The sequence below is a fragment of the Noviherbaspirillum album genome (genome assembly GCF_035916955.1).
Taxonomy (GTDB): domain Bacteria; phylum Pseudomonadota; class Gammaproteobacteria; order Burkholderiales; family Burkholderiaceae_D; genus Noviherbaspirillum; species Noviherbaspirillum album.
The window spans coordinates 83894-94556 of record NZ_JAWIIV010000023.1 but is presented as its reverse complement, the minus strand read 5'-3'; the positions used below and the strand labels follow the sequence as shown (position 1 = coordinate 94556).

Genomic DNA, 10663 nt, shown 5'->3' with positions numbered 1-10663 from the left:
AGCAGCGTATCCATGTAGGTGCCGACGGCGTCGGGCGACGGCTCCCAGAAGATGCGCCAGTTCCAGTTGTAGTTCATAGAAGGCTTTCTTGTTTCCGAAGCCGCGCAGGCTCGATATGAAAAGCCTGCGCGGTAAAAGCGTGCACGTTTGAAAAGACGGGAAAGGGCCGAAAATTATTTATAGGCAGCCGGATCGCCGGAGTCGGTCGGCTTGGCGATGACCTTCTTCAGCTGCTCGCTCATCGGCCAGTTCAGGTTCACGCCCTTGGGCGGAATCGGCGACTGGAACCACTTCGCATAGATGCGGTTGATTTCGCCCGACTTGAAAACGCCGTCGATCGCATCGTCGACCACCTTCTTGAAGCCCGGGTCATCGCGGCGCAGCATGATGCCGTAGGGCTCAAGCTGCAGCGCATCCCTGGTAATCGTGTAGTCAGCCGGCGACTTGGAGGTTGCGGCCAGCGAAGCCAGCAGAATGTCGTCCATCAGGAAAGCCACCGCGCGGCCCGTTTCCACCATCAGGAAGGCCTCGGCGTGGTCCTTGGCCGACAGAATGTTCATGCCGAGATTCTTCTCGGTATTGAGCGCGGTCACCTGGCGCAACGATGTGGTGCCGGCGGTCGACACCAGGGTCTTGCCCTTGAGGTCGTCCAGGGAATTCACGTTGGCTGTCTTCTTGGCCAGCAGGCGGTTGCCCGAGACGAAGGTGGTCGGTGCGAACGCGACCTGCTTCTGGCGCTCGACATTGTTGGTGGTCGAACCGCATTCGATATCGATGGTGCCGTTGGCCATGAGCGGAATGCGGGTGGCCGACGTGACAGGGTTCATCTTGACGTTGAGCTGAGTCAGGCCGAGGTGCTTTTGTATCGCGCTGACCGCTTTCAGACAAAGGTCGATCGAATAGCCCTGATAGGACTGCTTGTCGTCCAGATAGGAGAAGGGAATGGAAGAGTCGCGCACGCCCAGGGAAATGGTGCCGCTATCCTTGATTTTCTTAAGCGTGGGGCTTTCCTGTGCATGTACGGCTCCTGCAAAAAATCCTGCGCCCAGCAGTGCTGCCAATAGCTTCGTTGCCTTCATGATTTCTCCTTGAGATTGTAAAAAACTGCATACCGCCCGGTAGAGCACCACTCATAATCCCGACCTTTAAAACCATTCTGAACGGGTAAGGAATGACTGGCGAGACGCGTGCTGCTCCGGTGCCTTATCGCTGGCTTTAGCCAGCTTCATCGCCTATCGAATATTTAAATTCGTTTGCTGATTGGTGGGATGCTAGGGTATTGAGATGTCGGCAATCCAATGCTTTGTTGACATTGGATGATGCGTGAAACGCATCGGAGCGTAGGCCGGTATGCATAGGCACACTTGCCGGAAAAATGCGTGTGGAATCCCGCTCTTCTCGAGCAGTTTCATCGCCCGAGCTGTTTATATTTTCCTCTTCTAATCAAATAGATACGCAGTTTTTTTGATAGATGTGCCATCCGGCATGATTAATGCTGGCTTTCTCATCCGCTTTGCCGTAAGTGCTGCCGCCGCGAGTGAAATGCATGCTTAGGGTGAAGAAAAAGTTGGGAAAGCACCGCAGCCAGCCCATCGTCCTGGCATTGGCATGCGGGCAGCTAACCTGAAGATGTGGAATCCTCAACCTCACAGGCAAAATATGACATTCATCCGGTATGCCGTTCTGAGCGCACTTTTATTCGTACTGGCCGACGTGCCCGATGCGCGGGCAGCGGATACGCTGAAGAAGATCCGCGAAATGGGCAGCATCACGTTAAGCTACCGTGACGCGTCGATTCCGTTTTCATACGTTAACGAGGGCAAGCCGATCGGCTATGCGATAGACATCTGCGCAAAGCTGGCCGATGCCGTGCGACGCGAATTGAAGCTGCCGCATCTCCAGGTGAAGTACCTCCCTGTCACTTCCGCAACCCGGGTGTCGGCGATCGTCAACGGCAAGGCCGATCTGGAATGCGGAACCACAACCAACAACGTGGAGCGTCGCCAGCAGGTGCAATTCACCATTCCGCATTTCGTGGCAACGGCCCGGATGCTGGTCTCCACCGGATTTGGTGTCCGCGACTGGCCAGATCTGCGCGACAAGCGTGTTGCAATCACCAAGGGAACAACAACCATCGAGCTCGTCAAGGAGCGCAACAGGATCCGGTCGCTCAACATCAAGCTGATCGAGGCCGCGGATCATGCAGCGGCGTTTCGGCTGCTGGCCGAGGGAAAGGCCGACGCATTTGCAATGGACGATGTGGTTCTTTACGGCCTGCGAGCGGGCGTGATCGACCCTGAGCAGTTCTCCGTTGTCGGTGCCCCCTTGTCTGCCGAGCCGTACGCAATCATGCTGCCTAAAGACGACTCCGCATTCAAGGCCGTGATCGATCGTGAAATGGCGAGAATCATTCAGGACGGCGAGATCTATAAACTGTATGACAAATGGTTTAAAAGCGCGATTCCTCCGGATGGCATGAATCTGAACATGCCGATGAGTCACATCCTGCGCGGAATGTTTCAGTATCCGACGGACAAGGTAAATGATCTGGGAGCAGGCGTCGTGAAATAGGAAGCGCATGAGCTTGTCCGCACGCTCCCAGGCCGCCTTCACCAGGCGCGGACTTGCATTTGTAGCCGGAAGCGCGGCTAAGCAAATCAAATCCGGAGTTGTGGTGCCATTAAAGGCGGGGAGATACAGGGAGGAGCCAGTCAGGGGCAGAGGCAAGGGCCAGTGTCGAATGGAATTGCAGTCATGTAACGGAATTCGAGGAACTCATAGCTTGGCGTTCGCGGACTGCCGTACAGGGAAATGCAGATGGAAATTGAACGAGCCGAAAGGCAGGATTGCATATTCGCAGGCTTTGGCCCATGCTAGCGGTGCTTGTTAGAAAGTTTTTGGTTTGTCATCAACCGGTTCCTGATTTACGCCACTGATTCGCTCGTTTCCAATTTTGAAAACAAAGCAAAGACAATGGCATCGATACGTTGTTAACAATGTCAGCGCGGCCCGGATGCCGGCCTCTGCATCGAGAGACATCGGATTGATCCGTCCCGCGAACCGAGGAGGAACAGGCGTGCTGCATTGCGCTCTGCGCAGTAGCACGGCAGGTATGAGATTAACCGGGTCCGTTGTAGGATAATGTGCGCTCGGCGTTTCAGCGCAGGCACACTTTGCCAGGATAGAAAATTAAAATCATGAAGCTTGGTTATGTCATCGTTTTAACATGCGCATTGAGCGTTTCGGCCGAGGGCAAGGCTGTCGAACCCTCGCTGACGCTGACCAAGGTCAAGGAAACCGGCATCATCACCATCGGCTACAGCGACGGGTCGGCGCCATTTTCCTATATCGACAAGAAGCCCGTGCCAATCGGCTATTCCATCGATATCTGCAATCGCATCGTGGAGGCAGTAAAAGCAAAACTGCAATTACCCGATCTGCAGATCAAGTACATGCCGGTGACGTCGGCGAACAGGATTTCCTTCGTTGCCAACGATATCGTCGACCTGGAGTGCGGCACCTCCACCAATAATGCCGAACGCCAGAAGCGGGTGACATTCACCGTCACGACTTTTGTCGCCACGGGAAGCATGGCGGTCAAGCGCGGCAGCGGAATCGACCAGGTTAGAGATCTTACCGGCGAAACCGTAGTCTCCACTGCGGGATCGACCAGCATGAGTTCACTGGTCGCGCTGAACCGTTCGCTCGGTCTCGGCATGAATATCGTCGCCGCACGAGACCATGTGGCGTCCTTCTCGATGCTCGAGGCCGGCCGGGCAAGCGCTTTCGTCATGGACGACGTTCTGCTGCACGGGTTCGTGGCCAATGCGAAAAAACCGGACAGTTTTCGCATCAAGGACTTTGGTACCGCCATCGAACCGTACGGCATCATCCTGCGCAAGCAGGACATCGGCCTGAAATCAATCGCGGACGGCACCATCATTCGCATGTTCAAATCAGGCGACATGGCCCGCCTCTACGAGAAATGGTTCCAATCACCCATCCCGCCGAAGAAGGTCAATCTGTCCCTGCCGATGAAGCCGGCATTTCGCCGGCTTATTGAACAGCCTACCGATTCAAGCGATCCGAACGATTATCGCTGACCGGTTCGGATCTATGCAGTGTCGCTTGCGATAAGAGTTCATGGAACAGGTCTTCAAGCAGCCGCCTTTCAGCGGCCGCAACGACATCATGATCCATCGGCTTCATTCGCAATTCGAAACTGTTCGATCACGATGCCATGCCGGTGCAGCTTGTCGTACAGCGTCTTCTTGGCAATACCTAGCGTCTCGCACACCGGCATGGGCCGTCCTTGGTGCTGGCGCAGCGCCTGTTCGATCAGGGACTTTTCGACGATATCCATCTGCTGCGCCAGCGTAAGCGGGGCGGCGTCGGCAGGCTGCGTCGGCAGGTCGCGGTTGACAGGCAGGCCGAGCACGAAGCGGTCTGCCGCATTGCGCAACTCCCGCACATTGCCGGGCCAGTCGTTTGCCATCAGCTGGCGCACATAATGAGCTTGCACCGGTGGAGCATCGCGCCCATAGCGAACCGCCGACTGCAGCACGAAGTTCTCGAATAGCATCGGTATATCTTCCCGCCGGTCGCGCAGCGGCGGCAGCTCAAGCACGGCGACATTGAGCCGGTAATACAGATCGCTACGGAATTTGTGCTGTTCGCTCAGCTCCTTCAGATCCGCCTTGGTTGCCGCAACGATGCGGAAGTCGACGGGAATCTGTTCGTTGGAGCCGAGCCGCTCGATCTTGCGTTCCTGTAGCGCGCGCAGAAGCTTGATCTGCAATCCCATCGGCATGCTTTCGATTTCATCAAGCAGCAGCGTGCCCTTGTTGGCATGCTCGAGCTTGCCGATGCGTCGCTTGCTGGCATTGGTATAGGCGCCGGCTTCATGGCCGAAGATCTCGCTCTCGAACAGCGATTCGGGAAGGCCGCCGCAGTTGATTGCCACGAAATTGCCATCCTTGCGCTTGCTGTAGTCATGCAGGCAGCGTGCTACAAGTTCCTTTCCGGTACCCGTCTCGCCCATGAGGAGGACGTCGGCCGAGGTGCTCGCCAGGTTCAGGATCTGGCGCCGCAGCGATTGCATCAATACGGACTCGCCGAGCAGCACCGCGTCGATCCCCTGCTTGTTCTGCAATTGGCGGCGCAGCGCATCGACTTCCACGGTCAATGTGCGTTTTTCCATCGCACGCCTGGCCACGTCGACCAGCCGCTCCATGGCAAAGGGCTTCTCGATGAAGTCGTAAGCGCCTTCCTGCATGGCTTGCACCGCCATCGAAACGTCGCCGTGGCCTGTCACCACAATCACCGGTACGGCGCGGTCGGTCTTCAATACTTGGCGCAGGAGATCGAAGCCATCCATGCGGGGCAGGCGCACATCGCTGATGACGATGCCGGGAAAGTCCGGGCTCATGTGCTGCAGCGCATCTTCCGCCGATTCGCAGGGCAGCACTTCAAAACCGGACAGTTCAAGCGTTTCCGTTACGCTGCTTCGCACCGCCGGGTCGTCCTCCACGAACAGTATCCTGAATCCCTCAAACATGAGCAGCTTCCTCTGTGACCTTCAAATCAAATTCAAACACCGCGCCGTTGTCGTTTCTGGCACGCAGTGTGCCGCCGAATTCATGCACAATGCCGCTCGAGATCGCGAGGCCCAGCCCGAGGCCTTCGCCGGCCGGCTTGGTGCTGAAGAACGGCTCGAACAGTAAAGGCAGGATGTCGTCGGATATACCCGGGCCGCTGTCGGCGATGCGAACCATTACGCGTTCGCCGGCCCGGCTTGCCGTCACGGATAGAGTCTTGTGGGCACAGTCCTTCATCGCATCGAGCGCGTTAGCGAACAGGTTGATCAATACCTGTTCCAGGCGATTATTATCGCAGACGACGCTCAGCCCGGCAGGCAGGTCCACATGCACTACGGCCTGTTCCGAGCGGATGCGGCTATTCATCAGCAGCAAGACGTTATCGACCGACTGCGCGAGGACAACGGAGCCCATGGTAAGGGGCGCCTTGCGCGCGAATGACTTGAGCTGCGCGGTGATGCGGCTCATCCGCTCCACCAGCGAAACCATGGCGTCGAGGTTGTTGCCAATGCGTTCATGGTTACCGCGCTGCAGGGACAGCTTGGCGTTGTGCGACACCGAGCGCAGCGCGGTCAGAGGCTGATTGATCTCATGCGTGATGCCCGCGGCCATTTGTCCCAGTACCGCAAGCTTGCTTGCCTGAACCAGTTCATCCTGCGCTTCCCGCAGCACCTGCTCGGTGCGCTTGCGTTCGGCAATCTCGCGCATCAGTTCCTGGTTGGATTCGTGCAGTTCGGCGGTGCGCTCGTCGACCTTGCGCTCGAGCTGATTATGTGCCCGCTGCAGCGCCCTGCGCGCCATCAGCTGGCTGCGGATGGCGCGCCTGTGCAGCGCGACATACAGGCTGAGCACGCCGAGGAAGGCGGTAAACGCGCCGGTGCCGAGCGCGGCATACCTGGCATTTAGCACGACGTCGGAGGCATCCGAGAGCGTGATGACCCGCCAGCCCGTGCGCACCATGAAGCGCTCCTGCGTCATGTAGGAAGGCGTAGCAATGGAGGGATTGGCCCGCGGCATGCGCACCAGGTAATTGCCGTGCTCCAGCGCGCGATCAATGACCATGCCAAGCGGCCGGATGACTTCGCTGCTGGACTCGTCGGCTACTGCATCGTCGGGATGCGGCGGCTTTTCCTGAAGCAGGACCGATGCCAGATTGGTAATTTGATATTTCCAGTCGGCGACCGATGACATGACGATCATGTCGTTCTCATCGACGATCAGCAGTTTCTCTCCCTGCGGATGGCTTAGCGAAGCGGTCCAGGTCGATTCGATCGGCGCCAGGCTGATCTTGACGACGGCGACGCCTATGACGGCGCCGTTGCGCCGGATGGACTGCGAAAAATAGAACTCGGGCGCATCGTGTGCCACATTGGGTGCGAAATAGCGGTACCGGCCTTCCTTCAAGGCCTCGGTAAAGTACAGCGCATTGGACAGGTTCTGTCCAATAAGATTTTGCGGGTGATACCAGTTGCTCGAAGCGCGCACGATGCCCTTGGTGTCGATCGCAAATATCGCCACCGAGCCGGCCCGCACGCTGAGGCTCGCGAGCCAGCGGTTGGCGCGGTAGGCCAGGGCCTTGTCTTCCGTTCCGTCAAGCAGGGTGAGGATGTCGGGATCGAGTTCCAGCAGGCCCGGCAGATATTCGTGCCGTCCCAGTTCGCTTTCAAGACCGGCAAAATAAAGGTCGAGCTGGTGGACCGAGACATCGTCGAGCAGTGCATAGCCTTTGCGCAGCGTCCAGTGATAGGTGGTCCAGGCGGCGGTCAGGCTGAGAAAGGCGATCACGATCCAGGCGGTGATGTTGAAACCGGGTCGTGTGGTGTGCTTCTGCGATGACTCCAAGACATTCCTCTGCAGGGCGAAGATAGTGCCCCGCGCCGATGACTTCGAGCCGGCGCGGTGCTGCCGCATGACAGCCAGGATCCTTGCAGTGAAACCGAGAACCTTGACAGAAACCAGGCGGTGCCATGTCCGCACTGTAACCAAAAGCGGACGACTATTCAACGATGCAGGGCGACGGTTGCTCACGCGAGAATGAATTTGACAGGCAAGGGGCAGGTAAAAGGCAAGGAGCATGCCCAAGGGCGGCGCCCCTCAAGCGACCGTTTTCTGCCTTTACTTCGGCCGCGCTGTGTGGCAATCCGCACTTCGGTGCGATTTGCGTGTGGATTACTGCGCGTTGAGGCACATGCCCTTGCGCATGATGGCTCGTGCCGGAACCGGCTGCTCGCCATTCCGCCGCGAAGCGCGGAGAGGCAAACCGAGGCCGGCTCGCCAGCCGGGGACAGCATGGCAAACAAGCTGATAGCACCATGGGACAGCGCAAATCAATTGGCATGGTTTGTGCTGGTACATGCGCAGGCAGCATGGCGGCAAGGCTCGGCCGGTGTACTGGATGGCATGCGTGCCAGTACGCCGCTCTCTCGGCGGATGAACAATCAGACAGGCAGGCAGACAATGGAAACAAAATGGCTGGAAGACTTTATCGCGCTGGCGGAAACCCAGAGTTTTCGACGGGCCGCAGAGCTTCGCCATGTATCGCAACCGGCGTTCTCCCGACGGATCCAGGCGCTAGAAGCATGGCTGGGCGCAAATCTTGTCGACCGCACCGCGCTGCCGACCCGGCTGACTTCCATCGGCAAGGCCTTCTATGATCAGGCGCAGGACATGCTGGCCCAGATCAACGGTGTGCGTACCACGATGGGGGCGAAGCAGCCGCTGGTGCAGACCACCATCGATTTTGCCGCTCCCCATACGCTTTCTCTGACGTATATGCCGCAATGGCTGACGGGAGTGCAGCAGGATTTCGGCAATTTTCCGGTGCGCCTGCTCAACCAGACCGTGCACGATGCGGTCATGACCATGGTGGACGGCGGCTGCGATCTGCTGTTGTGTTATCACCACCCGCGCCAGACCGTGCAGCTCGACGCCGGCCGGTATGACATGCTGGTGCTCGGGCAGGAGGTGCTTCGGCCCTATGCACGCTGCAGCCCGGACGGCAAGCCCGCATTCAGTCTCGCGGATGCCGGTTCGGCGCCAGTGCCGTTTCTATCCTATTCAAGCAACACTTTTTTCGGCCACCTGATCGAGCTGCTCCTGCGCGACAAGAAGTGCGGACTGGCGTTTGACAAGTGTTATGAAACCGATATGGCCGAAAGTCTGAAGATGATGGCGCTGCAGGGGCATGGCATTGCGTTCCTCCCCGAGTCCGCGGTGACCCAGGAAGTGGCTCGCAAGCAGCTGGCACGCGCCGATGGCGGATGCGCCGGCTGGCATGCCGCGGTGGACATTCGCCTGTATCGCGAGACGCCTTCGGCGCAGCGGCAAGGCAAGCCGACGGTTTCGCGCCTGTGGAGTTATCTGCTGAACCGACAGGGCGCTGCTGCTGCTGCCCGCGCGAACGAAGCGACGCCGGCGCACCGTATGCAGTCGCCTCGTGCCAGTGGTGCGGTCAGGGCGGCCTGCCCGATTTAGCGCCGTCGGCCTGGGCGTGCCGGGTGCCTTTTCGCACAGTCCGGGCATTGGCTTGCAGGCCGACCCAATGAGGTGGCCGAAAGGATAGAGCCGCAGACTTCACTCCGGTTTTCATTTCGTCTCTTGTCTTCGAATCTCAAAAAACCCGGGAACCGCGTCCCCGGGAACCCGAGTACAACTTTGCCGATTCTGCCCGCCTGGCGGGCGCCGGCGACCTATGCTTTTTCAATAGTCATGAGGACCTCCCTGGAGAAGTTGATGATGAGCCTAAGGCGCAACGCGCTTAGGGCCTGCGAATACAACGCGGCTGCGATGTGAAGTGGAAGCTTAGCGGCGCGATCGCATATGCCCAGTCCTGAGTCCCGCTGGAATGAGCTGCATCAATCGCTGTGTTGAGCAGGCAAGGGAATGCGGCGTTTCGTATCTGCCTTCTCGATGACCATGCGCCTAGTTGGGAAAATTCTCAGGCAATGTGTAGGCGCTACTGGCGTACACGTCCCAGAAGGTGCCGGATAAAAACGCATGCCGCCGTGCCTGCGACGCCACAGGCAAGTCAGTCATACACGCTGGCTTACAGGCAGTCGTCCTCGCTCAGGAAGAAGCGCCGCGACAAGGGGGGGGGCGGTGCCACCGTTCTGCCTGCCGGAGTCGATGGTGACGGAGGGTGTCGCGTAGTGCCTGGCGGCGGCCGACGGCAGGCAGCCGCAAAAGTCGATGACGTTGGATATCTTTCTGTATCGAGAACGTCCCACCGGGCAGCGGCCCGGCAAGCCTACGGTGTCGCGGCTCTGGATCTACTCGGCAGGCCGCGACAATGCGTTGGCTGGCAAGGAACGCCAGCANCTGTATCGAGAACGTCCCACCGGGCAGCGGCCCGGCAAGCCTACGGTGTCGCGGCTCTGGATCTACTCGGCAGGCCGCGACAATGCGTTGGCTGGCAAGGAACGCCAGCAAGGACGTGCGCCGGTCATGGCCATGGAGGCAACCGCAGTGGTGGAGTAAAGCAAAACGGCGGCGCCTGCAGAAATCTGCAGGCGCCGGCCGGCCCGGCATCTTGCAGCGGTCTCGTTCGAACAGCGGTCTGCCCAGTTTCTCCATCACCGTACGTGAGGATATTCATGGACGGGCGCTAGTTTTGCCTATTTGGTCCACCCAAAATATTTTTCTATGTCGCCTGCGCCGATCAAACCATCCCTATCATTTGTTTGCCAGATATTGTTGCCATCCTTTGCTTTGTCAATTAAACGGAAGTGATCGTGAACCCATTGAAAGATGGCTTTTTTGTCCGGATCGCTTTCATCCCTTATCGCCGCCTCCACATCATCGATTCTAATATAAAGCTGATCCGTACCCGACTTGCTCTTAATGTCATTTACCAGATGCGTCATCGGCGTCGTGGCTAAATGTTCCTGTCCGGTGTACGGATAGATTGAGGCGATATCTTCTGCACTTACGTTTTTAGGATCGATATTACGCTGCGAATGCGGGGTCTTCGACGGCTAGGGCGTCGGCGTCTTCGACGGCTCGGGCGTCGGCGTCTTCGACGGCTCTGGCGTCGGCGTCTTCGACGGCTCTGGCGTCGGCGTCTTCGA

Annotated in this window: 7 protein-coding genes; 3 read left to right on the top strand and 4 right to left on the bottom strand. The window is 58.3% G+C overall.

All coding sequences use genetic code 11. The annotated features are described in order from the left end of the window. Positions 1–173 precede the first annotated feature (173 nt). Positions 174–1079 carry a transporter substrate-binding domain-containing protein gene (locus RY831_RS22540; protein ID WP_326508626.1) on the bottom strand — a complete coding sequence of 302 codons (906 nt, stop codon included), beginning with the start codon at positions 1077–1079 and terminating at the stop codon, positions 174–176. Positions 1080–1758: 679 nt separating this feature from the next. Between RY831_RS22540 and RY831_RS22535 the strand changes: the two genes are divergently transcribed. After that, positions 1759–2571 carry an amino acid ABC transporter substrate-binding protein gene (locus RY831_RS22535; RefSeq protein WP_326508625.1) on the top strand — a complete coding sequence of 271 codons (813 nt, stop codon included), beginning with the start codon at positions 1759–1761 and terminating at the stop codon, positions 2569–2571. Between the two features lie 626 nt (positions 2572–3197). Continuing rightward, positions 3198–4103 carry a transporter substrate-binding domain-containing protein gene (locus tag RY831_RS22530; RefSeq protein ID WP_326508624.1) on the top strand — a complete coding sequence of 302 codons (906 nt, stop codon included), beginning with the start codon at positions 3198–3200 and terminating at the stop codon, positions 4101–4103. A gap of 86 nt (positions 4104–4189) precedes the next feature. Here the strand turns inward: RY831_RS22530 and RY831_RS22525 are convergent, their stop codons facing one another. Continuing rightward, positions 4190–5557 (bottom strand): sigma-54-dependent transcriptional regulator, encoded by a 1368-nt coding sequence (locus RY831_RS22525; RefSeq protein ID WP_326508623.1) that lies wholly within the window; start codon positions 5555–5557, stop codon positions 4190–4192. Next, complete coding sequence (locus RY831_RS22520; protein ID WP_326508622.1) at positions 5550–7508, bottom strand: sensor histidine kinase; 1959 nt, start codon at positions 7506–7508, stop codon at positions 5550–5552. Before RY831_RS22520 ends, RY831_RS22525 begins: the two co-directional genes overlap by 8 nt. 546 nt (positions 7509–8054) lie before the next feature. Between RY831_RS22520 and RY831_RS22515 the strand changes: the two genes are divergently transcribed. Continuing rightward, the gene (locus RY831_RS22515) at positions 8055–9071 is read left to right on the top strand and encodes a LysR family transcriptional regulator (RefSeq protein ID WP_326508621.1); all 1017 of its coding nucleotides are present in this window, start codon (positions 8055–8057) and stop codon (positions 9069–9071) included. 1139 nt (positions 9072–10210) lie between these two features. On the opposite strand, the gene RY831_RS22510 is transcribed toward RY831_RS22515, so the two are convergent. Next, positions 10211–10459 (bottom strand): hypothetical protein, encoded by a 249-nt coding sequence (locus RY831_RS22510; protein ID WP_326508620.1) that lies wholly within the window; start codon positions 10457–10459, stop codon positions 10211–10213. Positions 10460–10663: the final 204 nt, after the last annotated feature.

Bases quoted from the DNA above. Each gene is read 5' to 3' on its own strand.
- RY831_RS22520 (WP_326508622.1), bottom strand. From the start codon at position 7,508: ATGCGGCAGCACCGCGCCGGCTCGAAGTCATCGGCGCGGGGCACTATC.
- RY831_RS22535 (WP_326508625.1), top strand. From the start codon at position 1,759: ATGGGCAGCATCACGTTAAGCTACCGTGACGCGTCGATTCCGTTTTCA.
- RY831_RS22515 (WP_326508621.1), top strand. From the start codon at position 8,055: ATGGAAACAAAATGGCTGGAAGACTTTATCGCGCTGGCGGAAACCCAG.
- RY831_RS22510 (WP_326508620.1), bottom strand. From the start codon at position 10,459: ATGACGCATCTGGTAAATGACATTAAGAGCAAGTCGGGTACGGATCAG.
- RY831_RS22530 (WP_326508624.1), top strand. From the start codon at position 3,198: ATGAAGCTTGGTTATGTCATCGTTTTAACATGCGCATTGAGCGTTTCG.
- RY831_RS22540 (WP_326508626.1), bottom strand. From the start codon at position 1,079: ATGAAGGCAACGAAGCTATTGGCAGCACTGCTGGGCGCAGGATTTTTT.
- RY831_RS22525 (WP_326508623.1), bottom strand. From the start codon at position 5,557: ATGTTTGAGGGATTCAGGATACTGTTCGTGGAGGACGACCCGGCGGTG.